Here is a 25,689-nt window from a genome sequence, read left to right as displayed (position 1 = left end):
AGGTCAGCTCTAACTGACTTCACGGGCCATCGTACGTTCAGGGCGAATGCGTGATGTCGGCAATATCTTCGGCCGAGAGCGCGCCTGTGTCGGACGTTTCCAACACTACATACGCACTGCTACAAAACAACGAATTGAGGCGTTTCATGTCGGCAATCAGCTCCAGGTGCAGGGAACTGGTCTCTAGGCTCTGTACGATTTTGCGTTGCAGACGGCTCACATGGGCGTGGGCCAAGCGGCGCTCCTGGGCGCGAAAGCGGCGCTTTTCGCGTAGCAATTGGCGTGCGCTTTCCGGGTCGGCGCTGAGGAATACCGAAAGGCCAAGTCGCAGGTTGGCTATCAACTGGCTGTGCAGGCCGGTGAGTTCTTCCAGGCCTACTTCGGAAAACTGGCGGCGCTGAGAGGTTTTCTGCTGCTGGACTTTACGCAGCATGCGTTCGATCAGGTCGCCGGCGAGCTTCAGGTTGATCGACAGTTCGATGATCTCGGCCCAGCGGCGACTGTCCTGTTCGCTCAGGTCTTCGCGGGGCATTTGCGCCAGGTAGAGCTTGATTGCGCTGTAGAGCGCTTCGACGTCATCACTGAGGCTGCGCATCTCCTGGGTGATCGCAGTTTGCTTGCCGCGCAGTACTTCTTGCATGGCGGTGAGCATGTTGTCGATCAGGTCGCCCAGGCGCAGGGTTTCGCGGGCTGCATTGGCCAGTGCCAAGCTGGGCGTGGTGAGGGCCGTGGGGTCCAGATGACGGGGTTTGGCCTTGCCGTTGGCCTCTTCTCGCTCGGGCAGCAACCACGCGCAGAGGCGCGCCATTGGGCCGATGGTCGGTAGCAGGATCAGGCAGCGACTGACGTTGTAGAGCAGGTGGAAGGTGATGACCATGCCTTGAGTGTTGTAGTCCAGGCCGTCCATCCACAGTACCAGCGGGTCGAGCACCGGGATGATCAGCAGCAGGCCAATGAGTTTGTACAACAGACTGCCTAGGGCCACTTGGCGCCCGGCGGCGTTCTGCATGCTGGTGCTGAGGAAGGCCAGCACGCCGCTGCCGATGTTGGCGCCGATCACCAGGCCGATGGCCACGTGCAAGCCGATCACACCGGCGCCGGCGAGGGTGGCGGTCAGCAATACGGCGGCCAGGCTGGAGTAGGAAATCATCGCAAACAAGGCGCCGACCAGTGCGTCGAGCAAAATGTCGCCGGTCAGCGAGGCGAACAGCACTTTCACGCCCTGGGCGTGGGTAATCGGGCCGGCGGCTTCCACGATCAATTGCAGCGCGAGGATGATCAGACCGAGGCCTATTCCTACTCGCCCCAACTGCCCTGCCCGCGTCTGTTTGCGCGACAGAAAGAAAATAACGCCGAGAAAGATCAACAGCGGCGACAGCCAGGACAAGTCAAAGGTCAGCACCCGCGCCATCAGCGCGGTACCGACGTCGGCGCCGAGCATAGTCGCCAGTGCGGGCATCAGGCCCATCAGGCCCTGGCCCACAAATGAGGTCACCAGCATGGCCGTGGCGTTGCTGCTCTGCACCATGGCTGTCACCAGGATGCCGGCGACAAACGCAAGCCAGCGTTTGGACATGTTATGCCCGATGACCTGACGCAAGTTAGAACCGTAGACCCGCAGGATCCCGGTACGGACGATGTGCGTGCCCCAGATAAGTAGGGTCACGGCGGAAAGCAGATTGAGCAAGGTCAGCATGCTCGGCCCCCCGTGTAGGTGTGCTCCAACAGGAGCGAAGGAAAGTTGCCGCGTGCCGCTCTACGTCTTGTACTTAAGCTGTAGTTGGCGAATGGGCTCGGCGCCAGCATCGCATAGCTAAAGTGGGGATTGAAACAAAACTGTCATGAAATCAGCTTTTTGCGGATGAAAAAAAACGGGACGCAAGCGCCCCGTTTTTTACGACTGGCTCGGGTTATTGACCCGGGATGTCCTTACGCAGTTTCACAGGATCCTGCTGTTTCTTCTTTTTCGCGATGGCGGTGCGCATCTTGATGTTCACCGCTTCTACCGCCAGCGAGAATGCCATGGCGAAGTAGACATAGCCTTTAGGCACATGCACGTCGAAGGATTCGGCGATCAGCACTGTACCCACCACCAGCAGGAACGACAGCGCCAGCATTTTCAACGACGGGTGCTTGTCGATGAAATCGCTGATGGTGCCGGCAGCCAGCATCATCACCAATACGGCAACCACAATCGCGGCAACCATGACCGGTACGTGGGAGACCATGCCGACGGCGGTGATCACCGAGTCCAGGGAGAACACGATGTCGATGATCGCGATCTGGATGATGGTGTAGATGAACTTGCCACCGGCGCCTTTCGGCTCGTCCTGGGTTTCGTCTTCACCTTCCAGTGCGTGGTACATCTCTTGGGAGCTTTTCCACAGCAGGAACAGGCCACCGAAGAACAGAATCAGATCGCGACCGGAAATGCCTTGGCCAAACACCACAAACAGGTCGGCAGTCAGTTGCATGACCCAGGTGATCGACAGCAGCAACAGGATGCGCGTGACCATGGCCAGCGCCAGGCCGAATATCCGGGTGCGAGCCTGCATATGCTTAGGCATGCGGCTGACCAGGATCGAAATCATGATGATGTTATCGATGCCCAGGACGATCTCTAGGGCCGTCAGGGTGAAGAAGGCAATCCAGATTTCCGGATTGGTCAGCCATTCCATGTGTATTCCTTTGAGCGTGTGTTAGGCCGCACCGGCGTAGGGCCGGCGCAGCTGGGTTGTACGATTATAGAGTGCTGAACAGCGGAAAAATCCCCATCAGCAATGCGGCGAACATTATGCACAGGCACACCAGCACTGCCCACTTCAGGGTGAAGCGCTGATGATCGCCAAATTCGATACCGGCCAGGGCGACCAGCAAGTAGGTCGACGGTACCAGCGGGCTGAGCAAGTGCACCGGTTGGCCAACGATGGAGGCGCGGGCCATTTCCACTGCGGTGATGCCGTAGTGGCTGGCGGCTTCGGCCAGTACTGGCAGTACGCCGTAGTAGAACGCATCGTTGGACATGAAGAAGGTGAACGGCATGCTCACCAGTGCGGTGATAACGGCCAGGTACGGGCCCAAGGCGTCAGGGATGACCGCCAGCAGGCTCTTGGACATGGCATCGACCATGCCGGTGCCCGACAGGATGCCGGTAAAAATACCCGCGGCGAAGATCAGCCCTACCACCGCCAGTACGCTGCCAGCATGGGCGGCGACGCGGTCTTTCTGCTGTTGCAGGCACGGGTAGTTCACGATCATCGCGATACTGAACGCCACCATGAACAGCACCGGCAGCGGCAACAGGCCGGCGATCAGTGTGCACATCAGGGCCAGGGTCAGTGCGCCGTTGAACCAGATCAGCTTCGGACGGCGGGCGTCTGGAAATTGCGACACGCTGATTTCGCTATGGTCGATCTCGTCGCCCTGCAGGTGCAGTTCGCCCAGGCGAGCACGTTCGCGCTTACCGTACATATAGGCGATCGCGAGGATAGCGACGACGCCGGCGGCCATGGCCGGAATCATCGGTACGAAAATATCCGAAGGGTCCACATGCAGCGCACTGGCGGCGCGGGCGGTCGGACCACCCCAAGGGGTCATGTTCATCACGCCACCGGCGAGAATGATCAAGCCGGCCATGATCCGCGGGCTCATGCCGATGCGCTTGTACAGCGGCAGCATGGCGGCCACGCAGATCATGTAGGTGGTGGCGCCGTCACCGTCCAGGGACACCACCAGGGCCAGTACGGCGGTGCCGACTGAAACCTTCAGCGGGTCGCCTTTGACCATCTTGAGGATCTTGCGCACGGCCGGGTCGAACAGGCCGGAGTCGATCATCAAGGCGAAGTAGAGGATGGCGAACATCAGCATCACGCCGGTTGGCGCGAGCTTGGTGATGCCTTCGAGCATCATCGGGCCGATCTTCGGTGCGAAACCGCCGAACAGCGCGAACAGGATTGGCACGATGATCAGGGCGATCAGCGCAGACAGGCGCTTGGTCATGATCAGGAACATGAACGTGATGACCATGGCAAAGCCAAGGAAAGTCAGCATAGGAATACTCCAGGCGTAGCGCGGCTAGGGAATGGCGAACCGGGATGGGTCAGCGCAGAACGAAAGGCACGAGGCGTACGGGGGGAGTTGGGGCGAACAGGCGGGTACGGACGGACATCGGGAATCACCATTGTTGTTGTAAACAGCCGGTCTTTTGCCGGCAGTGGGGGCGATCCTAGACGTGAAAGCTTTCAGCCAGCTTTCGCTGGCTAAACAGGTGATGTGGAAAAGACGCACGGTCTTCAAGGGTGCACAGGTGAAAATGTGGGAGGGGGCTTGCTCCCGATAGCAGAGTGTCAGTCACTGCATGTGCAAGCTGACCCACCGCCATCGGGAGCAAGCCCCCTCCCACATTTGATATGTGTTTATTTCGGCTGCTTCAGGGCAGCTCAAGGCCGCCCGCTGCTTTGTGCAGTTTGCGCAGGTGTTCGCCCACCTGCTTGAGGTTGGCTTCGCATGCGGCGATTTCTGCGGCGCGAGCAGGGTCCAGCAGCGCCCTCACCTCTTTATCCAGCTCGCCGGTCAGCGATTGCAGCTGTTTCTGGCGTTCGGCGCTTTCCGACTCCAGGCGTTTGGCTTCCGACGGTTGTGGCAGGCCGTAGCCGCCGCTGCCGAGCAATTCTGCTGGCCTGCTGAGGAACCCACTGTTGGCGAGGATCTGCTGCAGCGTGGCGTTGGCTTTTTCCATGCCGCCGTTTTTCAGCTCGCGGGCACCGAGATAGCGCTGTTTGACCTCATCCTGAGCCAGCATCAGCTGCTTGCGAAAGCTTGCCTGTTCCAGCAGCAACAACGCGGCGCTGGTGCGCAGATCGGCCTGGTCGAACCATGGGCGCCGTTGCGCTGCGCTGAGCGATAGCCAATCTTCAACCTGGGTCTGTTTGATCGGCAGGTGTTTGCGCAGCACATCGAACATCGCCTGATAACGCTCGCGGAACGAGTCAAAGTGATAGCCCAGGCGCAGGGCTTCACGTTTGTCATTCAGCACGCTGGTATCGGCCAGGCCCCGGGCTTGTAGCACTTCAAGCAGGCCGTTGGGGGTGATGTTGTCCAGGCCGGTGAGTTGCGGGTTCGCGCTGCCGCTGCGTAACAGCTTCAGGCTTTCGACCGCGCAGTTATTGGACAGGAAGAAGTAGTTGCCGTCGTAGCTCCAGTGCATCTCTGCAGCGTGTTCGACGGTGTCGTTGATCTCTTGTCGTGACAGTCTCAACGGCACGGAAGCCAGGCCGCGCAGCTCGGTCTTGGTGTATTCGTCGATCACCTGGGCCAGCGGAAGTACAAACAGGCGTGACGGGTACTTGCCCACCAGGCCATCCCAACTCGACAGTTGTACGTCACCGACGAACGCGCGGTAGGACAAGACCAGATGCTGGTCCAGGTCCAGCCGGCAATCTGGTCCGCGGGGACGGCCCGGTGCGCAGATCACCAGGCGCAACATGCTGTGGCCCCAGCGGCTGACCAAGTTCTGGTTGGCTTCGGCCAGCAGATAGTCGATTTCATAGACCCGCTCCGGGTCCACGTGGCCCAACGGCGTCTTTGCAAAGTCGTTGCCCGCATTGAGGAACGGGTAGGCCTTGGCGCAGGCATCCTGTTCAGGCGGTGCCCAGCCGAAGTGTTGCTGGTAATAGCGGAACAGTGCGGGGCGTCGGCAGGCGTAGCTTGGATCGAGGAGGAAGTACTCCATGTTGACCGCGACGAACTCCAGCGGGCTGCTGGTTTCGTAGATGTCTGGGCTGCGCACGATCTGGCGGTTGTGCTGCTCGCGCTCACCGCGCCGGCCGACGTACTGCGGCCAGCCGGCGAGGTCCAGCAGGCGCGGGTCATCGCTGAGGGTGAAACGGCGTTCATTCTGGCCACGGCATTGATCGGGCAGGCCGATCAGGCCGGTGATGCTGTTCTGGCGGCTGCAGCGCTGGATCAGCGCGCGCTCGTCCTTGGACCACAGGCGCGCACGGTCATAGATATGGGTCAATTCATGCAGCACGGTGGCGAGCATTTCCCGGCGCACGGTGCCGTGGGGGCGATTGGTTTTCTGGGTGGCGGCGCTGCCATCGGTCAGGGGAGCGAGCAGATTGCGGTTGAGGTCCAGTTCGGACACCAACGAGGCCTGACCATAGGCATTTTCGGGCATCTTGTCGGTCCAGCCGACATCGATGCGTCGGTCCAACTGCTCGATAAAGCGCGGCGGCAGTGAGCGCATCGCTTCATCGAGCAATGCCTGGCTGGCCTGCTGTTCGGCCGGGCTCAAGCCTTCTGTCTTGAGCCGCAGTTGCAGGCTGGCCTGGGCTGCGCTGGCACACAGCAGCACAGTCCCGGCCAGGAGCCAGGCAGCGAGGCGCCTCACAGAGCGAGGATGGCTTCGGCGAGGGTCTGGTCGCTGGCGTCGCGGGCTTCCGGCAGGCGGGTGCGCAGGGTATCGAAGGCGGCTTCCAACTGTGCGCCTCGGATTTCGCCATTGGTGGCGACGAAACTGGCGGCGTCATCGTGAGCTTCGCGCACGACTTTGGAGTCGCGGATGGAGGTGGTGGTGTCCGAGGTGAAATCAATGGTGCGGCCGGAGGCGCGGACAATGATGTTACTGGTGGCCACCAGGGTATGCGCCTGGGCAACGTCGGCCAACAACAGCAGGCCAAGGGTGGCGGCGATCAACGGGCTACGCATGGAAGAACTCCGAATACAAAGATGGAAACACAAAGATGATTATTGGACGAGAATTGCCTGCGCCAGTTCAAGGTCGCTTGCATGAAGTTTTGGTTGGTTCCGGCGCAGGTAATCCAGTGCCGATTCCAGCCGCGCTCCACGCCATTGGCCGTCAGTGGCGATGAACGCGGCGGCGTCATCCTGAGCGGCCACTACTACTTTGCGGTCGAACGGTGCGGAGGTCACCTTGCTGGTGGCATACGCGCTCGCAACGGTGCTCTGGATGGTCAGGTCAAAGGCCGAAGCCAGTGGCGACCAGCCAGCGAAAAACACGACAGGGACAATTAACAGGCGGTATGAAAAAGCCATGGGACTCGACAACTGAAAACGAGCGCCAAGGCTAGCGCAATGCCCCGGCGAGAGCCAGCGCCGAGGCATTCAAGAGCAACTGGCGCTCGCTCATTTCAGGTGCGATCAGATAGCCAGGATGGCTTGAGCCAGCTGTGCGTCAGTCGCGGTATTCAGTTGTGGTGCTTGTTGGCGGATCTGGGCCAAGGCGCTTTCCAGCTTCACACCACGAATGGCTCCTTCGCTGGCGACAAAGCTGGCAGCGTCGTCTCGGGCGGCACGCACGACTTTGTTATCGCGAAGGGACGAAGTGGCATCGGAGGTGGCGTCTGAAGTGGCCTTCAATGCGCCGACGATGGAGTCGGTGGTCACTATAAAGCTGGAGGCATTGGCGTTTGCAGCCAGGACCAACAGGGCGGCGGCGCTGAGCAGGCGAAGACGGGACATGGGGTGACTCCTATAGATGAGCAATAAAGGTGGCGCAGAGACTCGCCGAATGTTGATTGGATATTAGGCCGCGGCTTATCAGTTCGGATAGGTTTTGTGCAGTTCTGAAAACTGTACCTATTATATTATTGATTGATGAAACTGTACCTGTTCCTCTAAATGCATGACTGGAAACGCACGCGCCTAAAACAACAAAGCCCGCCTCCGGTCTCCCGGGGCGGGCTTTGTTTTGACAAATCAGTGCTGGCAGTGGACCCGGTGGGTCAGGGCCAGCGAGCGCTAATTAGCGCCAGAACGGCTTGCTCAGCTCTTCGTAGCGTTGAGCTTCGCTGATACCGGCGTCAGCCAGCAGACGCGAATCCAGACGAGCCAGTTGGTGGCGGCTGGAGATGCGGCGCTGCCACAACATCAGGTTGGCCAGAACGCGCAAAGGCATGGAAGCCTGGGTGTTTACAGCTTTTTCTTCGAAGAACAGTTCGGAACTGAGTGTACGTTCCATGATGACATCCTTCCGCTTATGGCGGCATTAGGTAGTGGTTTAACTGATGCCAATGATCCTCCTCCGGCGCAAGACTCTCTAGATACAGTTCACCTGTATTGTGAGGGGCCAGTTAACTGTTTATAGGTGCTGTACGGTACGAAAATGGGGCAACTGTACTTGTCTGCACTTTAATGGTGCGAAATTGGTAGTTATGGGGATATGCGTAAGATTTTTCTGTCGGAAAAGACCAGTACAGCAGTACAGTTTTATTAAGAAGTGACGATCAGGAAGCCGAGCTGATGAAGGTGTGTTTGCATCAGCCCGGATCTGTATCAATCAAGCCTTGAGCATATGCCCGGTTTCTTCCAGGTTAATGTGCCAACTCAGTGCTTCGCGCAGGATGTGTGGGGTGTGTCCGCCGATGGCGCAGGCCGCATTGAAGTAATTGTTCAGCGCATCGCGGTACGCCGGGTGCACACAGTTGTCGATGATCACCCGTGCGCGCTCCCGTGGCGCCAGGCCGCGCAGGTCAGCGAGGCCGACTTCGGTGACAAGGATGTCGACATCATGCTCGGTATGGTCCACATGACTGACCATCGGCACCACGCTGGAAATCGCGCCACCCTTGGCAATTGACTTGGTTACGAAGATCGCCAAGTGCGCGTTACGCGCGAAATCGCCTGAGCCACCAATGCCGTTCATCATCCGCGTGCCGCAGACGTGGGTGGAGTTGACGTTGCCGTAGATGTCGAACTCCAGCGCCGTGTTGATGCCGATAATGCCCAGGCGACGGACCACTTCGGGGTGGTTGGAGATTTCCTGCGGACGCAGCACCAGCTTGTCCTTGTAGTGTTCCAGATTGCCGAACACATCGGCGTTGCGCCGTTCCGACAGCGTGATCGAGCTGCCCGACGCGAAGCTCAGCTTGCCGGCGTCGATCAGGTCGAAAGTCGAGTCCTGCAGCACTTCGGAATACATCGTCAGGTCTTCGAACGGCGAATCGATCAATCCGCACATCACCGCGTTGGCGATGTTTCCGATACCCGCCTGCAGGGGGCCGAGCTTGTTGGTCATGCGACCGGCATCCACTTCCTGTTTGAGGAAGTGAATCAAGTGATTGGCGATCCCTTGGGTGTCACTGTCAGGAGGTGTAACAGTAGAAGCTGAGTCCGCCTGGTTGGTGATGACAATGGCGACAATCTTTTCCGGCGGGATGGGAATCGCGGTGCTGCCGATGCGGTCATCGACCTTTACCAGCGGGATCGGCGTGCGAGTCGGGCGGTAGGTTGGGATATAGATGTCGTGCAACCCTTCGAGATTCGGGTTGTGTGCCAGGTTGATCTCGATGATCACCTGCTTGGCGAAAATCGCGAAGCTGGCCGAGTTACCCACAGAGGTGGTGGGCACGATATGCCCTTGTTCGGTGATCGCCACGGCCTCGATCACAGCAATGTCTGGCAGCTTGAGCTGGTTGTTGCGCAGTTGCTCGACGGTTTCCGACAGATGCTGGTCGATAAACATGACTTCGCCGGCATTGATTGCCTTGCGCAGCGTGCTATCGACTTGAAACGGCATGCGTCGTGACAGCACGCCAGCTTCGGTCAGTTGCTTGTCCAGGTCATTACCCAGGCTGGCACCGGTCATTAGGGTGATTTTCAGCGGGGACGTCTTGGCGCGTTCGGCCAGGGCGTGGGGGACGGCCTTGGCTTCACCGGCTCGGGTGAAGCCACTCATGCCGACGGTCATGCCGTCCTCGATCAGTGCGGCGGCGTCTGCCGCGCTCATGACCTTGTTCAACAACGAAGGCAAGCGGATACGATCACGGTACATGAATTGTTATCTCAGGCTACGGAAGCAAGGTGGGCAGTGTAGTGATTTCAAAAAGTTTCGGCCCGCTACCATGGTCGAATGCCGAGTAGTGTTTTAGAGCCTTTGGTCGGGTTTCATGCGGTAATAAAAAACCCCAGCCTATCGCAGGCCGGGGTTTTGAGTATTGCGCTGAAGCAGTGTTACTCGACGGCTTTGACCATGTCTTCGATGACCTTCTTCGCGTCACCGAAGACCATCATGGTCTTGTCCAAGTAGAACAACTCGTTATCCAAACCGGCATAACCGCTGGCCATCGAGCGCTTGTTGACGATGATGGTTTTGGCCTTGAAGGCTTCCAGAATCGGCATCCCTGCAATTGGCGAGTTCGGATCGTTCTTCGCGGCCGGGTTGACCACGTCGTTTGCGCCCAGCACCAGGACTACGTCGGCCTGGCCGAATTCCGAGTTGATGTCTTCCATTTCGAACACTTGGTCGTAAGGCACTTCCGCCTCGGCCAGCAGGACGTTCATATGCCCAGGCATGCGGCCTGCCACCGGGTGGATCGCGTACTTCACGGTCACGCCGCGGTGAGTCAGCTTCTCGGTCAGTTCCTTCAGCGCGTGTTGCGCACGTGCCACCGCTAAGCCGTAGCCTGGAACGATGATCACGGTGTCGGCGTTGGTCAGCAGGAAGGTTGCGTCGTCGGCCGAGCCGGACTTCACCGGGCGCGCTTCTTTCGAGCCTGCCGCAGCACCGGCATCCGGCGCATTGCCGAAACCGCCGAGCAGTACATTAAAGAAGGAACGGTTCATCGCCTTGCACATGATGTACGACAGGATCGCGCCGCTGGAGCCCACCAGGGAGCCGGCGATGATCAGCATCGAGTTGTTCAGCGAGAAACCGATACCCGCCGCTGCCCAGCCGGAGTAGCTGTTGAGCATCGACACGACGACCGGCATGTCGGCGCCGCCGATTGGGATGATGATCAGCACGCCCAGCACGAAGGCCAGGGCCAGCATCAGCGCGAAGGCGGTGAGGTTGCCAGTGAACATAAAGGCCAGGCCCAGGCCGAGGGTCAGCAGGCCCAGCACCAGGTTCAGTTTGTGCTGACCGCCGAACTGTACCGGTGCGCCCTGAAACAGGCGGAACTTGTACTTGCCCGACAGTTTGCCGAAGGCGATCACCGAACCCGAGAAGGTGATTGCACCGATAGCAGCGCCGAGGAACAGTTCCAGGCGGTTACCGGCAGGGATTGAATCGCCCAGGTGCTTAACGATGCCCAACGATTGCGGCTCAACCACTGCTGCGATAGCGATAAACACCGCAGCCAGGCCGATCATGCTGTGCATGAAGGCAACCAGCTCCGGCATCTTGGTCATCTCTACGCGCTTGGCCATGATCGAGCCTGCGGTACCACCGACCAACAGGCCGACGATTACGTAGCCGATACCGGCGGTGGCGAGCTCAGCGCCCAGCTTATAGATGAGGCCCACAGTGGTGAGCACCGCCAGCGCCATGCCAAGCATTCCGAACAGGTTGCCGCGTCGCGATGTGGTCGGGTGCGACAGGCCCTTAAGGGCCTGGATAAAGCAGATCGACGCGATCAGGTAGAGCGTCGTTACCAGATTCATGCTCATTACTTCTGCACCTCTTCTTTCACAGCTTTGGGCGCTTTCTTCTTGAACATCTCAAGCATCCTACGAGTCACCAGGAAGCCGCCGAACACATTGACTGCCGCCAAAGCGACCGCCAGCGTGCCCATGGTCTTGCCCAATGGTGTCACTGTGAGGGCGGCGGCCAGCATGGCGCCGACGATCACAATCGCGGAAATGGCGTTGGTCACCGCCATCAATGGCGTGTGCAGCGCGGGGGTAACGTTCCAGACCACGTGGTAACCGACATAAATCGCCAGCACAAAGATGATCAGGTTGTAGATACCGGGGGAGATAAGCTCTTCCATCGTCTGAATCCCTGCTTAGGCGTTTTTGCGGATGACTTGGCCGTCGCGGCACATCAGGCACGCGGCGACTATGTCGTCTTCGAGGTTGAGTTCAAACTGCCCTTCCTTGTTGAAGACCAGCTTCAGGAAGTCCAGCAGGTTGCGCGCGTACAAGGCTGACGCGTCGGCGGCGACAGCACCGGCGAGATTGGTCGGGCCACAGATGATCACGCCGTTTTCCACGACGGTTTCGTCAGCCACGGTGAGCGGGCAGTTGCCACCTTGGGCGGCGGCGAGGTCGATGACCACCGAGCCAGGCTTCATCTGCGCGACGGTCTCGGCGCTGAGCAGTGTGGGTGCTTTACGCCCGGGAATCAGTGCGGTGGTGATGACGATATCGGCTTGCTTGGCGCGCTCGTGCACGGCCAGGGCCTGGCGCTGCATCCAACTGGTTGGCATCGGGCGTGCGTAACCACCGACGCCGACGGCGCATTCGCGTTCTTCGTCAGTCTCGTAGGGCACGTCGACGAACTTGGCGCCGAGGGATTCAATTTGCTCTTTGACGGCGGGGCGCACGTCAGACGCTTCGATCACTGCGCCCAGGCGTTTCGCCGTGGCAATCGCCTGCAGACCAGCAACACCGGCGCCGAGGATCAGCACGCGCGCGGCTTTGACGGTGCCGGCGGCGGTCATCAGCATCGGCATGAAGCGCGGATAGTGATGAGCAGCCAGCAGTACGGCTTTATAGCCCGCGATGTTGGCCTGAGACGACAACACGTCGAGGCTCTGTGCCCGCGAAGTGCGTGGCGCGGCTTCAAGAGCGAAAGCGGTGATGCCCTTCTCCGCCAGCTTGGCAATGGTTTCGTTGCTGAACGGATTGAGCATGCCCACCAAAACGGTGCCGCTTTTGATCAGCGTAAGTTCGCTGTCGCTGGGCGCTACCACCTTGAGGATCAGCTCGGCGCCGAACGCATCGTTGGCACTGCCAATGGTTGCGCCTGCCGTTTCATAGGCACTGTCGACGACACTGGCTTTCAGGCCAGCCCCGCTTTGTACAGTGACCTTATGGCCCTGGCCGATCAGCTTCTTGATGGTTTCCGGGGTGGCAGCCACCCGCGTTTCACCGGTCTGGGTTTCGAGAGGAACACCAATGTGCACGTCAAATCTCCTGCATGATCTTTTTGCTTTTGATCTTTTTGTAAAAAGGCCAGTGCACCGCGAGTGGCGCAACTGGGGCGGCCGATCAGCACGATCCCGCTGAAATGACAGCGGGGCGCGGCATTTTGCAGGCGAACTTTACGGCCTTCAAGGGATTATGACGGGTGACGAAAAATTAACTACAAGTCACCCTGTGACTGATTGTCGCAACATGCTGAAATAACCTCTTTAAATACAGGTAATTAAAGGGCCCTAGGTGTTTTTTTGGTGTTTGCCCATGATTGATGTGAATAGTCGGGCATTGGCCTGTTGGAGTCGCTGCAAGCCACTAAAATCATGGTGTTAAGCCCTATTTTTGATGGATAGATACAGTCTGTGAAAATGCGACATATACGTATATCTGTAGGATCAAAAATTAACTGACTACAAAGTCAGCATGAGGGCTTTGGCCTTTAATTGCTGGGGCTATAGCGCTGGGATTGGTCAATGAGCCAGTCCCGAAACGCCTGCAATGAGGCTGATTCGACTTTCCTGTCAGGAATCATCAGGTAATAAGCCTTGGTGCTTGTTAGCGCGTCAGGGTTGGCGATCACCAGTTGATGCTCGTCCAGTTCTCGCTGGATCAGGAACGGTGGGATCAGCGCAATGCCCATGTCGTGCATGGCTGCTTGGGACAGCATCGAGAATAGCTCGTAACGCGGGCCTGTCATGTCGCGCGGGACGTTCAACTGCTGAGCGTTGAACCATTGGCGCCAGGCGTACGGACGGGTGGTCTGCTGAAGCAATGGCAGTTCCCCGATCTCCTGTGGCGTGAAACGGTTGCGGTCACCCAAAAGGCGCGGGCTGCACACGGGGACGGGATTTTCTCCCAGCAGCCGGTGGGACTCGGTGCCGGACCAATCAGCGTCGCCGAAGTAGATCGCCGCGTCGAAGTCGGTATCGGCGAACAGAAAGGGGCGTGTGCGGTTGGTCAGATTTACAGTCACCTCTGGGTGCTGCCGTTGAAAGTCCTTGAGGCGAGGGATCAACCATTGGGTACCAAAGGTGGGTACTACGGCCAACTCGATAGTGTTGGCGCCCTGCTGGCCCATGACTGACAGGGTGTCGCGTTCCACGGCATCCAGCTGAGTTGCCACTCTGCGGCTGTAGGACAGACCTGCTTCCGTCAGCTTTACCCCACGCCGTGATCGCCGAAATAGCTCGACACTCAAAAACTCCTCAAGGCTGGCTATCTGCCGACAAATGGCACCCTGGGTAATGGAGAGCTCGTGCGCAGCCTTGGTAAAGCTCTCGTGGCGTGCGGCCGCTTCAAAACTGACGAGGGCGGTTGTGCTTGGTATTTTTCTGCGCATGTACGTTGTACTCACATATAAAGCGCGCTTGCGCAGTTTCTGAGTGTTACGGAGTGAGAAATTAGCACAAGGCTATGCGGAAACCTCGTTTGCTCTCCCCGCTCGCTCGGCCTAGGCTCCCCCCACGACATCTGATTTCTTTGCGAGGACTTATTCATGGCTGGCAAGGCAAGCTTTAACTGGATCGATCCGCTACTGCTGGATCAACAGCTCACCGAAGAAGAGCGCATGGTGCGTGACAGTGCTGAGCAATTTGCCCAGGACAAGCTGGCGCCCCGTGTTCTCGAAGCCTTCCGCCATGAAAAAACAGATCCGGCGATTTTCCGTGAAATGGGTGAAACCGGCTTGCTGGGGGCGATGATTCCTGAGCAGTACGGTGGCAGTGGCTTGAACTATGTCAGTTACGGGTTGATTGCGCGTGAAGTTGAGCGCGTCGACTCCGGTTACCGTTCCATGATGAGTGTTCAGTCGTCATTGGTAATGGTGCCTATCAATGAGTTCGGCACCGAAGCGCAAAAGCAGAAGTACTTGCCCAAGCTGGCCTCCGGCGAATGGATTGGCTGTTTTGGTTTGACCGAGCCTAACCACGGCTCTGATCCAGGCGCGATGATTACGCGTGCGCGCAAAGTGGACGGCGGCTACAGCCTTACGGGCGCCAAGATGTGGATCACCAATAGCCCGATTGCAGACGTGTTTGTAGTGTGGGGTAAGGATGACGCCGGTGATATCCGTGGTTTTGTCTTGGAGAAAGGCTGGAAGGGCCTGAGTGCGCCAGCGATTCACGGCAAGGTCGGCCTTCGCGCCTCTATTACTGGTGAGATCGTGATGGACAACGTGTTTGTGCCGGAAGAGAACATTTTCCCGGATGTGCGTGGCTTGAAAGGTCCTTTCACCTGCCTTAACTCGGCGCGCTATGGCATCTCCTGGGGGGCGTTGGGGGCTGCCGAGTTCTGCTGGCACACCGCTCGCCAATACACGCTTGATCGTCAGCAGTTCGGTCGTCCATTGGCGGCTACCCAACTGATCCAAAAGAAACTGGCGGATATGCAGACCGAGATCACTCTGGCGCTGCAAGGTTGCTTGCGTCTGGGGCGTATGAAGGATGAGGGAACGGCTGCGGTTGAGATTACGTCGATCATGAAGCGCAACTCGTGCGGCAAGTCTTTGGATATCGCTCGTATGGCGCGGGACATGTTGGGTGGCAATGGGATTTCCGACGAGTTCGGGGTGGCGCGTCATTTGGTGAATCTTGAAGTGGTTAACACCTATGAGGGCACACATGACGTTCACGCCTTGATTCTGGGGCGCGCGCAAACCGGTCTTCAGGCGTTCTATTAATAGGAGAGCGGTATGGGCGCGCTTTCGCATCTGCGGGTACTGGATTTGTCGCGAGTGTTGGCGGGCCCTTGGTCCGGACAGATTCTTGCGGATCTTGGGGCTGAGGTGATCAAGGTCGAGCGTCCCGGTAACGGTGACGATACGCGTGCTTGGGGCCCGCCCTTCCTTAAGGATGCTTATGGCGAGAACACCAGTGAGGCGGCGTACTACCTATCCGCTAATCGTAATAAAGAGTCGGTGACTATCGATTTTACGCAACCGGAGGGTCAGCAATTGGTGCGGGACCTGGCGGCCAAGTCCGACATCCTGATCGAGAACTTCAAGGTCGGTGGCCTGGCGGCATATGGGCTGGACTATGAGTCACTCAAGGCCGTTAATCCGGAGTTGATCTATTGCTCCATCACTGGGTTTGGCCAGACCGGACCGTATGCCGGCCGTGCGGGCTACGACTTCATGATCCAGGGGCTGGGCGGGCTGATGAGTCTGACCGGTCGACCGGAGGGTGATGAGGGTGCGGGGCCGGTGAAGGTTGGGGTGGCGTTAACTGACATCCTTACTGGGCTCTACTCGACGGTGGCGATTCTTGCTGCGCTGGCGCATCGCGATCACGACGGTGGTGGTCAGCATATCGATATGGCATTGCTTGATGTGCAGGTGGCGTGTCTGGCTAATCAGGCGATGAATTACCTAACGACAGGGGTGTCCCCAAAGCGTCTGGGTAACGCTCATCCGAATATCGTGCCTTATCAGGACTTCCCTACAGCCGATGGTGATTTCATTCTGACGGTGGGAAATGACAGCCAGTTTCGCAAGTTCGCCGAAGTGGCTGGTCAGCCGCAGTGGGCGGATGATCCGCGCTTCTCTACTAATAAGGTACGAGTGGCTAACCGTGCAGAGCTGATTCCGTTGATTCGCCAGGCTACTGTCTTCAAAACGACGGCTGAGTGGGTGTCGCGGCTGGAGCGGGTGGGTGTGCCTTGTGGGCCGATCAATGATTTGGCGCAGGTGTTTGCTGATCCGCAGGTCAAGGCGCGTGGGTTGGCTATGCAGCTACCACATGCGCTGGCGGGGATGGTGCCTCAGGTTGCCAGCCCCATTCGGTTGTCCAAGACGCCTGTGGAGTACCGCAGTGCGCCTCCGCTGTTGGGTGAGCATACAGCTCAGGTACTACAGCGTGTGCTCGGGTTGGGGGCTGCGAATGTGGCTGCTTTAAGGGGGGCAGGTGTCATCTAGATGTTCTGTTCTATATATAATGCGCTCGGTTGACCATTTTTTAATCAATCATAGCCAATTGATAGATATAGCAAATTAAAAGGTTGACGTGAGATTCTGGGAGCCTATAATTCGCCCCACTTCCGGCGCAGTCGAAACGGAAAACTCCTTGGTAAACAATGAGTTGCGCAGTTTTCGGCGGTAAGTTGCTTCAGTTCATCGAAGTCAAAAGGAAGTTGAAAAAGAGGTGTTGACAGCAGCGTGTAACGCTGTAGAATTCGCCTCCCGCTGATGAGAGATCAGAAGCGCAAGTGGTTGAAGTTGTTGAAGAAATCTTCGAAAGCTTCTGAAAATAATCACTTGACAGCAAATGAGGCTGCTGTAGAATGCGCGCCTCGGTTGAGACGAAAGATCTTAACCAACCGCTCTTTAACAACTGAATCAAGCAATTCGTGTGGGTGCTTGTGGAGTCAGACTGATAGTCAACAAGATTATCAGCATCACAAGTTACTCCGCGAGAAATCAAAGATGTAACCAACGATTGCTGAGCCAAGTTTAGGGTTTCTTAAAAACCCAAAGATGTTTGAACTGAAGAGTTTGATCATGGCTCAGATTGAACGCTGGCGGCAGGCCTAACACATGCAAGTCGAGCGGTAGAGAGAAGCTTGCTTCTCTTGAGAGCGGCGGACGGGTGAGTAATGCCTAGGAATCTGCCTGGTAGTGGGGGATAACGTTCGGAAACGGACGCTAATACCGCATACGTCCTACGGGAGAAAGCAGGGGACCTTCGGGCCTTGCGCTATCAGATGAGCCTAGGTCGGATTAGCTAGTTGGTGAGGTAATGGCTCACCAAGGCGACGATCCGTAACTGGTCTGAGAGGATGATCAGTCACACTGGAACTGAGACACGGTCCAGACTCCTACGGGAGGCAGCAGTGGGGAATATTGGACAATGGGCGAAAGCCTGATCCAGCCATGCCGCGTGTGTGAAGAAGGTCTTCGGATTGTAAAGCACTTTAAGTTGGGAGGAAGGGCAGTTACCTAATACGTGATTGTTTTGACGTTACCGACAGAATAAGCACCGGCTAACTCTGTGCCAGCAGCCGCGGTAATACAGAGGGTGCAAGCGTTAATCGGAATTACTGGGCGTAAAGCGCGCGTAGGTGGTTTGTTAAGTTGGATGTGAAATCCCCGGGCTCAACCTGGGAACTGCATTCAAAACTGACTGACTAGAGTATGGTAGAGGGTGGTGGAATTTCCTGTGTAGCGGTGAAATGCGTAGATATAGGAAGGAACACCAGTGGCGAAGGCGACCACCTGGACTGATACTGACACTGAGGTGCGAAAGCGTGGGGAGCAAACAGGATTAGATACCCTGGTAGTCCACGCCGTAAACGATGTCAACTAGCCGTTGGGAGCCTTGAGCTCTTAGTGGCGCAGCTAACGCATTAAGTTGACCGCCTGGGGAGTACGGCCGCAAGGTTAAAACTCAAATGAATTGACGGGGGCCCGCACAAGCGGTGGAGCATGTGGTTTAATTCGAAGCAACGCGAAGAACCTTACCAGGCCTTGACATCCAATGAACTTTCTAGAGATAGATTGGTGCCTTCGGGAACATTGAGACAGGTGCTGCATGGCTGTCGTCAGCTCGTGTCGTGAGATGTTGGGTTAAGTCCCGTAACGAGCGCAACCCTTGTCCTTAGTTACCAGCACGTAATGGTGGGCACTCTAAGGAGACTGCCGGTGACAAACCGGAGGAAGGTGGGGATGACGTCAAGTCATCATGGCCCTTACGGCCTGGGCTACACACGTGCTACAATGGTCGGTACAGAGGGTTGCCAAGCCGCGAGGTGGAGCTAATCCCATAAAACCGATCGTAGTCCGGATCGCAGTCTGCAACTCGACTGCGTGAAGTCGGAATCGCTAGTAATCGCGAATCAGAATGTCGCGGTGAATACGTTCCCGGGCCTTGTACACACCGCCCGTCACACCATGGGAGTGGGTTGCACCAGAAGTAGCTAGTCTAACCTTCGGGAGGACGGTTACCACGGTGTGATTCATGACTGGGGTGAAGTCGTAACAAGGTAGCCGTAGGGGAACCTGCGGCTGGATCACCTCCTTAATCGACGACATCAGCTGCTCCATAAGTTCCCACACGAATTGCTTGATTCATTGAAGAAGACGATAAAGAAGCAGCCCGAAATTGGGTCTGTAGCTCAGTTGGTTAGAGCGCACCCCTGATAAGGGTGAGGTCGGCAGTTCGAATCTGCCCAGACCCACCAATTTTGTGTGGGAAACGCCTGTAGAAATACGGGGCCATAGCTCAGCTGGGAGAGCGCCTGCCTTGCACGCAGGAGGTCAACGGTTCGATCCCGTTTGGCTCCACCACTACTGCTTCTGTTTGTTGAAAGCTTAGAAATGAGCATTCCATTGTGATGATGGTGAATGTTGATTTCTAGTCTTTGATTAGATCGTTCTTTAAAAATTTGGGTATGTGATAGAAAGATAGACTGAACGTTACTTTCACTGGTAACGGATCAGGCTAAGGTAAAATTTGTGAGTGGCTCGAAAGAGCCAAATCGAATTTTCGGCGAATGTTGTCTTCACAGTATAACCAGATTGCTTGGGGTTATATGGTCAAGTGAAGAAGCGCATACGGTGGATGCCTTGGCAGTCAGAGGCGATGAAAGACGTGGTAGCCTGCGAAAAGCTTCGGGGAGTCGGCAAACAGACTTTGATCCGGAGATGTCTGAATGGGGGAACCCAGCCATCATAAGATGGTTATCTTACGCTGAATACATAGGCGTAAGAGGCGAACCAGGGGAACTGAAACATCTAAGTACCCTGAGGAAAAGAAATCAACCGAGATTCCCTTAGTAGTGGCGAGCGAACGGGGACTAGCCCTTAAGTGGCTTTGAGATTAGCGGAACGCTCTGGAAAGTGCGGCCATAGTGGGTGATAGCCCTGTACGCGAAAATCTCTTAGTCATGAAATCGAGTAGGACGGAGCACGAGAAACTTTGTCTGAATATGGGGGGACCATCCTCCAAGGCTAAATACTACTGACTGACCGATAGTGAACTAGTACCGTGAGGGAAAGGCGAAAAGAACCCCGGAGAGGGGAGTGAAATAGATCCTGAAACCGTATGCGTACAAGCAGTGGGAGCCCACTTTGTTGGGTGACTGCGTACCTTTTGTATAATGGGTCAGCGACTTATTTTCAGTGGCGAGCTTAACCGAATAGGGGAGGCGTAGCGAAAGCGAGTCTTAATAGGGCGTCTAGTCGCTGGGAATAGACCCGAAACCGGGCGATCTATCCATGGGCAGGTTGAAGGTTGGGTAACACTAACTGGAGGACCGAACCGACTACCGTTGAAAAGTTAGCGGATGACCTGTGGATCGGAGTGAAAGGCTAATCAAGCTCGGAGATAGCTGGTTCTCCTCGAAAGCTATTTAGGTAGCGCCTCATGTATCACTGTAGGGGGTAGAGCACTGTTTCGGCTAGGGGGTCATCCCGACTTACCAAACCGATGCAAACTCCGAATACCTACAAGTGCCGAGCATGGGAGACACACGGCGGGTGCTAACGTCCGTCGTGAAAAGGGAAACAACCCAGACCGTCAGCTAAGGTCCCAAAGTTATGGTTAAGTGGGAAACGATGTGGGAAGGCTTAGACAGCTAGGAGGTTGGCTTAGAAGCAGCCACCCTTTAAAGAAAGCGTAATAGCTCACTAGTCGAGTCGGCCTGCGCGGAAGATGTAACGGGGCTCAAACCATACACCGAAGCTACGGGTATCACGTAAGTGATGCGGTAGAGGAGCGTTCTGTAAGCCTGTGAAGGTGAGTTGAGAAGCTTGCTGGAGGTATCAGAAGTGCGAATGCTGACATGAGTAACGACAATGGGTGTGAAAAACACCCACGCCGAAAGACCAAGGTTTCCTGCGCAACGTTAATCGACGCAGGGTTAGTCGGTCCCTAAGGCGAGGCTGAAAAGCGTAGTCGATGGAAAACAGGTTAATATTCCTGTACTTCTGGTTATTGCGATGGAGGGACGGAGAAGGCTAGGCCAGCTTGGCGTTGGTTGTCCAAGTTTAAGGTGGTAGGCTGAGATCTTAGGTAAATCCGGGATCTTAAGGCCGAGAGCTGATGACGAGTTAACTTTTAGTTAACGAAGTGGTTGATGCCATGCTTCCAAGAAAAGCTTCTAAGCTTCAGGTAACCAGGAACCGTACCCCAAACCGACACAGGTGGTTGGGTAGAGAATACCAAGGCGCTTGAGAGAACTCGGGTGAAGGAACTAGGCAAAATGGCACCGTAACTTCGGGAGAAGGTGCGCCGGTGAGGGTGAAGGACTTGCTCCGTAAGCTCATGCCGGTCGAAGATACCAGGCCGCTGCGACTGTTTATTAAAAACACAGCACTCTGCAAACACGAAAGTGGACGTATAGGGTGTGACGCCTGCCCGGTGCCGGAAGGTTAATTGATGGGGTTAGCTAACGCGAAGCTCTTGATCGAAGCCCCGGTAAACGGCGGCCGTAACTATAACGGTCCTAAGGTAGCGAAATTCCTTGTCGGGTAAGTTCCGACCTGCACGAATGGCGTAACGATGGCGGCGCTGTCTCCACCCGAGACTCAGTGAAATTGAAATCGCTGTGAAGATGCAGTGTATCCGCGGCTAGACGGAAAGACCCCGTGAACCTTTACTATAGCTTTGCACTGGACTTTGAATTTGCTTGTGTAGGATAGGTGGGAGGCTTTGAAGCGTGGACGCCAGTCTGCGTGGAGCCAACCTTGAAATACCACCCTGGCAACTTTGAGGTTCTAACTCAGGTCCGTTATCCGGATCGAGGACAGTGTATGGTGGGTAGTTTGACTGGGGCGGTCTCCTCCTAAAGAGTAACGGAGGAGTACGAAGGTGCGCTCAGACCGGTCGGAAATCGGTCGTAGAGTATAAAGGCAAAAGCGCGCTTGACTGCGAGACAGACACGTCGAGCAGGTACGAAAGTAGGTCTTAGTGATCCGGTGGTTCTGTATGGAAGGGCCATCGCTCAACGGATAAAAGGTACTCCGGGGATAACAGGCTGATACCGCCCAAGAGTTCATATCGACGGCGGTGTTTGGCACCTCGATGTCGGCTCATCACATCCTGGGGCTGAAGCCGGTCCCAAGGGTATGGCTGTTCGCCATTTAAAGTGGTACGCGAGCTGGGTTTAGAACGTCGTGAGACAGTTCGGTCCCTATCTGCCGTGGACGTTTGAGATTTGAGAGGGGCTGCTCCTAGTACGAGAGGACCGGAGTGGACGAACCTCTGGTGTTCCGGTTGTCACGCCAGTGGCATTGCCGGGTAGCTATGTTCGGAATAGATAACCGCTGAAAGCATCTAAGCGGGAAACTAGCCTCAAGATGAGATCTCACTGGAACCTTGAGTTCCCTGAAGGGCCGTCGAAGACTACGACGTTGATAGGTTGGGTGTGTAAGCGCTGTGAGGCGTTGAGCTAACCAATACTAATTGCCCGTGAGGCTTGACCATATAACACCCAAGCAATTTGCTTGCTTCGAGCTTAAAAGCGAAAGAGCACCAGATTGCGGTGTGTGAAGACGAAATGAACCGAAAGTTCGACTCTTGCAAACACCGAAAGCTATCACATACCCAATTTGCTGAAGCGAGGCCAACTGGTCACGACTCAGTACCCGAATTTCTTGACGACCATAGAGCATTGGAACCACCTGATCCCATCCCGAACTCAGTAGTGAAACGATGCATCGCCGATGGTAGTGTGGGGTTTCCCCATGTGAGAGTAGGTCATCGTCAAGATTAAATTCCGAAACCCCATTTGCGAAAGCAGATGGGGTTTTGTTTTATGTAGAAACTCATGAATTTCATCGGCGCGATGCGAATGCAACGATCCGATACACAGAATTTCTTGACGACCATAGAGCATTGGAACCACCTGATCCCATCCCGAACTCAGTAGTGAAACGATGCATCGCCGATGGTAGTGTGGGGTTTCCCCATGTGAGAGTAGGTCATCGTCAAGATTAAATTCCAAAACCCCTGTCTGTTATACAGACAGGGGTTTTGTCGTTTAGAGGCGCTGGTGGGTGGGGGCCGCACTAGTGGCTCAGAACTGGTAACTTACCTTGCGCTTACGCTGCGCTCTTCACCCAGATAGCAGAAGTTCAGACTGGCATAGGACGCTACATAAGTTTCATTGGTCAGATTGTTAGCATTCAGCCTCACATCCACGCCCTTCAAGTCGACGTTACCTTAAAGGTATAGCTGCTCAGGAACTTAGCTCCATATATGCTTCCAATTCCAGCCCCAGCGAGCGTACAGCGCCGACAGCACGATAAAAGCTTTCCTGCGGTAGCTTGGTTGCCAGATTTTCCTGATCAATTCGATCAGGTCTTGCAGATAAAACCCGGTTTGCTCCACCCGGCGCAAGAAGCTGGTAGGGCTGTAATAGCTGATAGCAGAGTTACCATAGGCTGGGTTAAACGCATTGATTGGCTCAAGCGACCCACTTGTCCAATCCACCACTGTTTTACGCCCTTGATAGCCCGCACCTATCAGCATGGTTTGCTTGGTCGCCCTAGTGGAGATAGGCCTGTAACGTCAGTGAAGTGTCATCGGTAAAGTCGATGCTCAGACGGGACATCTGCGCCCATAGAGTAGTGAGGAAGGACCCTTGAGAATGTCCACGCGCTCCAGGAAGTACGGATGCAACTTACATCGTGCTATAGGTGCCTCTGTCCCTCATGGACTTCAAGCCATCAAGGTAAATGTTATCCACCGAGCGATCATTTAAGCAGCGCATCGCACTGTAACCCCACCGAGTGCCGGTCCTGAGTTTGCTCTGGCATGCTGGACATAGTGACGCCTATCGGTCGTGAGAACTGATTGAGTACCTGGCTCAGTGGGCCTGCAGCTATCTTGTAGGGTTGATTGACCTGCTCGGTGCGGGCTTCTGCCGCTGAGACACTGATGAGTACCGTACCGCTACCCAGCGCCGTCAACAGCAATGCTGCGCGTATGGCTTGACCCAATAGCGTGTAGGAAGAGTCGAGCGTGTTGCGGGGAAAACACGCTGGCATGTTCAGCATCTGTAGATGCCTGGTGAGCGCAGATTGACTGGCTCACTGTCTAAGCCGGACTCACGGAAAAAAGCCGCCAAAAAAGTGAAAAATTAGACCCTTCGCTCCAGGCTCACCCACCAACGCGTGCGATAGCGCACGTGTACCGGCAGTATGCGTGGCAGTATCGCTAGCAATTTATCGGTGTCCTCCAGGCGGAATGCACCCGACAGCCTTAAATCTGCAATATCCATTGAGCAGCCCAGATAACCAGGGCGATAACGCCTAACTTCTGCAAGGAAGTCGATCAACCGCATATTTCGGGTCACTAGCAGCCCATCTGACCAAGCAGCAATGTCCATATCTGGCGGCGGAGCAAGCATGGCTTCGGTCTGACGCACGACGTAACTCTCACCTGCGTGAACGCGCGTCGAAAGTCCATCCGGCCTGTGCGGTGAGTGAATCGCTACAGTACCGCTGACCACATTCAAGCGTGTGCAGTCACTGTACTGGCGAACTGTAAAACGCCCTTCGATACCTTCCAGCAAGCCGTGTTGAGCTTGAACCAACAATGGGGCAGAGGAAGCAGCACTGCAGGTCACTAGGATTTCCCCACGCACCAATGTGATCAGATGCTGCTGCGGATTGAAGTCCAGGTCTACCGCGCTGTCTGTGTTGAGTTGCAGGCGAGTGCCATCGGGCAATTGCATGCTGCGGCGCTCGCCGGGGGCTGTTGCGAGGTCAGAAGTCCAGCGCTGCAAACCGGTCAGGTCCCGGCTTAGCCATACTGTTGAGCCCACCAGCAGTACGCCGGCCAATAACTTCAGTGCCTGCCGCCGTCCCAGGCCTTGTGTACTGTTTTCCAGTGCTTTATGTACCCCGGGGATCGCGGTCAGATGGCTATTGAGCTCCTGTTGTAGCGCCAGTACCCGTTGCCAGGCCAGTTCGTGATCATGATGAGCTTCGCGCCATTGCTCGCATTGCAGGCGCAGCCGTGTATTGGCGGGGTTGTGACGTAAGCGCAGCATCCAACTGATGGCCTGCTTGACCACCCTAGAGTCTGGCGCGGAGCGTGTGGTGTTATTCATTGGCGCCGTAACGCAGGACGGAGCAGTAGTAAAGCGCCTCGGCGACATAACGCTCAACTGACCTCAGTGATATACCCATCTGTTTTGTGATCAGCTTGTACGTTAGCCAATCACACTGAACCATCAGAAATACCTTACGCACCTCAGGTTTTAGCCCTTCCAAAAGCCGGGCGATGTCCTCCAGTAACTCCAATACCAACGCCCGCGTCTCAGCGCTTGGCGCCAGCGCTTCGGACAGATGGGCGATTGACTCGATATAGGCTCGTTCGATCTCCTCGCGGCGCCAGTGATCAACGACCACCCCTCGTGCACTTGTGCGCAACAATGCCCGTAGCGCCTTGAGTTCAAAACGTTCGATTCTCTACAGCAGTCGAATGAAGGCGTTTTGAGGCAGTTCTGCTGCATCTGCGACATTGGCCATACGGCCGCAGCCACGTGTTAAGCCAGTTGTGGTGGGTGCAGTAAAGCGTCTGCACAACGCTATCTTCACGCGAGGTGTATTCAGAGGGAGGCCTGTAAACAAGCTCGTCCAGGCGCTACAGATGTCAATTTGTCTCAGTGCTTGGCAGGCGGAAAAATTTTTTACTTCGCTCCTTGTACGACAACCTTTTGTCGGTTTCCTACCTAAAAAGAAGATCTTTCCCACAAATCACTAAGTTTTACTTCGGCGTGGCCGAAAGCCTGATAAGCCATGTGTGCACCGAAATAGAGCGGCCCGAGACGCTGCCTAGACCGTACATGGAATGCTCCATTCGGCCC

The 25,689-nt window shown here is 56.2% G+C and carries 17 protein-coding genes, 2 tRNA genes, 4 rRNA genes and 2 pseudogenes; 8 read left to right on the top strand and 17 right to left on the bottom strand.

Annotation, left to right across the window (positions count from 1 at the left end; genetic code table 11):
• Window positions 1-37 precede the first annotated feature (37 nt).
• The 13 genes from ACVWXD_RS24180 to ACVWXD_RS24120 all read right to left on the bottom strand — a co-directional run bounded on the left by ACVWXD_RS24180 (window position 38) and on the right by ACVWXD_RS24120 (window position 14,221).
• Complete coding sequence (locus ACVWXD_RS24180) at window positions 38-1,696, bottom strand: Na/Pi cotransporter family protein (RefSeq protein WP_095185309.1); 1,659 nt, start codon at window positions 1,694-1,696, stop codon at window positions 38-40.
• A 214-nt stretch (window positions 1,697-1,910) separates the two neighbouring features.
• Window positions 1,911-2,678 (bottom strand): TerC family protein, encoded by a 768-nt coding sequence (locus tag ACVWXD_RS24175; protein ID WP_032885024.1) that lies wholly within the window; start codon window positions 2,676-2,678, stop codon window positions 1,911-1,913.
• 64 nt (window positions 2,679-2,742) lie between these two features.
• Window positions 2,743-4,050 (bottom strand): CitMHS family transporter, encoded by a 1,308-nt coding sequence (locus ACVWXD_RS24170; RefSeq protein WP_032885023.1) that lies wholly within the window; start codon window positions 4,048-4,050, stop codon window positions 2,743-2,745.
• Between the two features lie 379 nt (window positions 4,051-4,429).
• A complete protein-coding gene (locus tag ACVWXD_RS24165) occupies window positions 4,430-6,391 on the bottom strand; it encodes a DUF7844 domain-containing protein (protein ID WP_095185310.1) in 1,962 nt (653 codons plus the stop codon).
• Window positions 6,388-6,708 carry a DUF2388 domain-containing protein gene (locus ACVWXD_RS24160; RefSeq protein ID WP_027608008.1) on the bottom strand — a complete coding sequence of 107 codons (321 nt, stop codon included), beginning with the start codon at window positions 6,706-6,708 and terminating at the stop codon, window positions 6,388-6,390. Before ACVWXD_RS24160 ends, ACVWXD_RS24165 begins: the two co-directional genes overlap by 4 nt.
• Window positions 6,709-6,747: 39 nt before the next feature.
• Window positions 6,748-7,056 carry a DUF2388 domain-containing protein gene (locus ACVWXD_RS24155; protein WP_032885019.1) on the bottom strand — a complete coding sequence of 103 codons (309 nt, stop codon included), beginning with the start codon at window positions 7,054-7,056 and terminating at the stop codon, window positions 6,748-6,750.
• Between the two features lie 105 nt (window positions 7,057-7,161).
• On the bottom strand, window positions 7,162-7,482 hold the full coding sequence (locus ACVWXD_RS24150) for a DUF2388 domain-containing protein (RefSeq protein WP_032885017.1): 321 nt from the start codon (window positions 7,480-7,482) through the stop codon (window positions 7,162-7,164).
• A gap of 283 nt (window positions 7,483-7,765) precedes the next feature.
• The gene (locus ACVWXD_RS24145; RefSeq protein ID WP_032885015.1) at window positions 7,766-7,981 is read right to left on the bottom strand and encodes a DUF1127 domain-containing protein; all 216 of its coding nucleotides are present in this window, start codon (window positions 7,979-7,981) and stop codon (window positions 7,766-7,768) included.
• 318 nt (window positions 7,982-8,299) lie between these two features.
• On the bottom strand, window positions 8,300-9,793 hold the full coding sequence (locus ACVWXD_RS24140; protein ID WP_099601843.1) for an acetyl-CoA hydrolase/transferase family protein: 1,494 nt from the start codon (window positions 9,791-9,793) through the stop codon (window positions 8,300-8,302).
• A gap of 179 nt (window positions 9,794-9,972) precedes the next feature.
• Window positions 9,973-11,409 (bottom strand): NAD(P)(+) transhydrogenase (Re/Si-specific) subunit beta, encoded by a 1,437-nt coding sequence (locus ACVWXD_RS24135; protein ID WP_095185312.1) that lies wholly within the window; start codon window positions 11,407-11,409, stop codon window positions 9,973-9,975.
• Entirely contained in the window at window positions 11,409-11,732 is a 324-nt protein-coding gene (locus ACVWXD_RS24130; RefSeq protein WP_005783507.1) for an NAD(P) transhydrogenase subunit alpha, read from the bottom strand. Before ACVWXD_RS24130 ends, ACVWXD_RS24135 begins: the two co-directional genes overlap by 1 nt.
• 15 nt (window positions 11,733-11,747) lie before the next feature.
• A complete protein-coding gene (locus tag ACVWXD_RS24125) occupies window positions 11,748-12,869 on the bottom strand; it encodes a Re/Si-specific NAD(P)(+) transhydrogenase subunit alpha (RefSeq protein WP_032885012.1) in 1,122 nt (373 codons plus the stop codon).
• 452 nt (window positions 12,870-13,321) lie between these two features.
• The gene (locus tag ACVWXD_RS24120) at window positions 13,322-14,221 is read right to left on the bottom strand and encodes a LysR family transcriptional regulator (RefSeq protein ID WP_181644023.1); all 900 of its coding nucleotides are present in this window, start codon (window positions 14,219-14,221) and stop codon (window positions 13,322-13,324) included.
• 156 nt (window positions 14,222-14,377) lie between these two features.
• On the opposite strand from ACVWXD_RS24120, the gene ACVWXD_RS24115 reads away from it, so the two are divergent.
• The 8 genes from ACVWXD_RS24115 to rrf (ACVWXD_RS24080) all read left to right on the top strand — a co-directional run bounded on the left by ACVWXD_RS24115 (window position 14,378) and on the right by rrf (ACVWXD_RS24080) (window position 22,807).
• A complete protein-coding gene (locus tag ACVWXD_RS24115) occupies window positions 14,378-15,559 on the top strand; it encodes an acyl-CoA dehydrogenase (protein ID WP_003187423.1) in 1,182 nt (393 codons plus the stop codon).
• 12 nt (window positions 15,560-15,571) lie between these two features.
• Window positions 15,572-16,792 carry a CaiB/BaiF CoA transferase family protein gene (locus ACVWXD_RS24110; RefSeq protein ID WP_032885010.1) on the top strand — a complete coding sequence of 407 codons (1,221 nt, stop codon included), beginning with the start codon at window positions 15,572-15,574 and terminating at the stop codon, window positions 16,790-16,792.
• Window positions 16,793-17,356: 564 nt separating this feature from the next.
• Window positions 17,357-18,893, top strand: a 16S ribosomal RNA gene (locus tag ACVWXD_RS24105).
• 83 nt (window positions 18,894-18,976) lie between these two features.
• Window positions 18,977-19,053 (top strand) — tRNA-Ile (locus tag ACVWXD_RS24100).
• Window positions 19,054-19,083: 30 nt separating this feature from the next.
• Window positions 19,084-19,159, top strand: a tRNA-Ala gene (locus ACVWXD_RS24095).
• Between the two features lie 247 nt (window positions 19,160-19,406).
• Window positions 19,407-22,298, top strand: a 23S ribosomal RNA gene (locus ACVWXD_RS24090).
• A 169-nt stretch (window positions 22,299-22,467) separates the two neighbouring features.
• A 5S ribosomal RNA gene (gene rrf / locus ACVWXD_RS24085) occupies window positions 22,468-22,583 on the top strand.
• A 108-nt stretch (window positions 22,584-22,691) separates the two neighbouring features.
• Window positions 22,692-22,807, top strand: a 5S ribosomal RNA gene (gene rrf / locus ACVWXD_RS24080).
• The 16S, 23S and 5S rRNA genes sit together here with 2 tRNA genes alongside, the layout of an rRNA operon.
• A 355-nt stretch (window positions 22,808-23,162) precedes the next feature.
• Here the strand turns inward: rrf (ACVWXD_RS24080) and ACVWXD_RS24075 are convergent.
• From ACVWXD_RS24075 to ACVWXD_RS24060, 4 genes and pseudogenes are all read right to left on the bottom strand, one after another.
• Window positions 23,163-23,604: pseudogene (locus ACVWXD_RS24075) on the bottom strand (TonB-dependent receptor plug domain-containing protein); the annotation flags it as partial.
• A complete protein-coding gene (locus ACVWXD_RS24070) occupies window positions 23,570-23,872 on the bottom strand; it encodes a hypothetical protein (RefSeq protein ID WP_457371411.1) in 303 nt (100 codons plus the stop codon). The pseudogene ACVWXD_RS24075 and the gene ACVWXD_RS24070, both read right to left, overlap by 35 nt.
• Window positions 23,873-23,955: 83 nt before the next feature.
• Window positions 23,956-24,930 (bottom strand): FecR domain-containing protein, encoded by a 975-nt coding sequence (locus tag ACVWXD_RS24065; protein WP_457371410.1) that lies wholly within the window; start codon window positions 24,928-24,930, stop codon window positions 23,956-23,958.
• Window positions 24,923-25,406 (bottom strand): annotated as a pseudogene (locus ACVWXD_RS24060) (sigma-70 family RNA polymerase sigma factor). The gene ACVWXD_RS24065 and the pseudogene ACVWXD_RS24060 overlap by 8 nt, the downstream one beginning before the upstream one ends.
• Window positions 25,407-25,689 lie beyond the last annotated feature (283 nt).

It is taken from the genome of Pseudomonas sp. TE3911, from assembly GCF_054062775.1.
The sequence above is the reverse complement of the archived record's forward strand: the minus strand, read 5'-3'. Positions and strand labels throughout refer to the sequence as shown.

Bases quoted from the DNA above. Each gene is read 5' to 3' on its own strand.
- ACVWXD_RS24145 (WP_032885015.1), bottom strand. From the start codon at position 7,981: ATGGAACGTACACTCAGTTCCGAACTGTTCTTCGAAGAAAAAGCTGTA.
- ACVWXD_RS24155 (WP_032885019.1), bottom strand. From the start codon at position 7,056: ATGGCTTTTTCATACCGCCTGTTAATTGTCCCTGTCGTGTTTTTCGCT.
- ACVWXD_RS24070 (WP_457371411.1), bottom strand. From the start codon at position 23,872: ATGCTGAACATGCCAGCGTGTTTTCCCCGCAACACGCTCGACTCTTCC.
- ACVWXD_RS24065 (WP_457371410.1), bottom strand. From the start codon at position 24,930: ATGAATAACACCACACGCTCCGCGCCAGACTCTAGGGTGGTCAAGCAG.
- ACVWXD_RS24175 (WP_032885024.1), bottom strand. From the start codon at position 2,678: ATGGAATGGCTGACCAATCCGGAAATCTGGATTGCCTTCTTCACCCTG.
- ACVWXD_RS24160 (WP_027608008.1), bottom strand. From the start codon at position 6,708: ATGCGTAGCCCGTTGATCGCCGCCACCCTTGGCCTGCTGTTGTTGGCC.
- ACVWXD_RS24115 (WP_003187423.1), top strand. From the start codon at position 14,378: ATGGCTGGCAAGGCAAGCTTTAACTGGATCGATCCGCTACTGCTGGAT.
- ACVWXD_RS24120 (WP_181644023.1), bottom strand. From the start codon at position 14,221: ATGCGCAGAAAAATACCAAGCACAACCGCCCTCGTCAGTTTTGAAGCG.
- ACVWXD_RS24180 (WP_095185309.1), bottom strand. From the start codon at position 1,696: ATGCTGACCTTGCTCAATCTGCTTTCCGCCGTGACCCTACTTATCTGG.
- ACVWXD_RS24110 (WP_032885010.1), top strand. From the start codon at position 15,572: ATGGGCGCGCTTTCGCATCTGCGGGTACTGGATTTGTCGCGAGTGTTG.
- ACVWXD_RS24150 (WP_032885017.1), bottom strand. From the start codon at position 7,482: ATGTCCCGTCTTCGCCTGCTCAGCGCCGCCGCCCTGTTGGTCCTGGCT.
- ACVWXD_RS24170 (WP_032885023.1), bottom strand. From the start codon at position 4,050: ATGCTGACTTTCCTTGGCTTTGCCATGGTCATCACGTTCATGTTCCTG.
- ACVWXD_RS24140 (WP_099601843.1), bottom strand. From the start codon at position 9,793: ATGTACCGTGATCGTATCCGCTTGCCTTCGTTGTTGAACAAGGTCATG.
- ACVWXD_RS24135 (WP_095185312.1), bottom strand. From the start codon at position 11,409: ATGAGCATGAATCTGGTAACGACGCTCTACCTGATCGCGTCGATCTGC.
- ACVWXD_RS24130 (WP_005783507.1), bottom strand. From the start codon at position 11,732: ATGGAAGAGCTTATCTCCCCCGGTATCTACAACCTGATCATCTTTGTG.